1 rRNA gene is annotated in these 459 nt (G+C 43.6%); it reads left to right on the top strand.

Going from position 1 to position 459, the window contains the following annotated elements:
- Positions 1 to 130: 130 nt before the first annotated feature.
- Positions 131 to 459 (top strand): 23S ribosomal RNA (locus QOS03_RS09290); the annotation flags it as partial.

The raw sequence follows: 459 nt of genomic DNA, 5'->3' as shown, positions 1-459 counted from the left end.
GCTTGTACTTTGAAAACTAAATAATATTTATTTCTTTATTCACAATTAAACCGAGAACACCGCGTTATTTGAGTTTTATTAACGAAATTAATCGCATACTCAATAACTGAGGTGATCGTAAGATCATCAAGGTTAAGTTATGAAGGGCGCATGGTGAATGCCTTGGTACTAGGAGCCGATGAAGGACGGGACTAACACCGATATGCTTCGGGGAGCGGTAAGTACGCTTTGATCCGGAGATTTCCGAATGGGGAAACCCAATCATCTTAGTCGATGATTGCCTGAGCAGTGAATACATAGCTGTCAGGCGGTAGACGCAGTGAACTGAAACATCTAAGTAGCTGCAGGAAGAGAAAGAAAATTCGATTCCCTGAGTAGCGGCGAGCGAAACGGGAAGAGCCCAAACCAACGAGCTTGCTTGTTGGGGTTGTAGGACTGAACATTTGAGTTACCAAAGTG

The sequence above is a fragment of the Limosilactobacillus pulli genome, from assembly GCF_947381555.1.
In the GTDB taxonomy this organism is placed as follows: Bacteria; Bacillota; Bacilli; order Lactobacillales; family Lactobacillaceae; genus Limosilactobacillus; species Limosilactobacillus pulli.
Note: the sequence above shows the minus strand (reverse complement) of the source record. Positions and strands in the feature narration are given on the sequence as shown.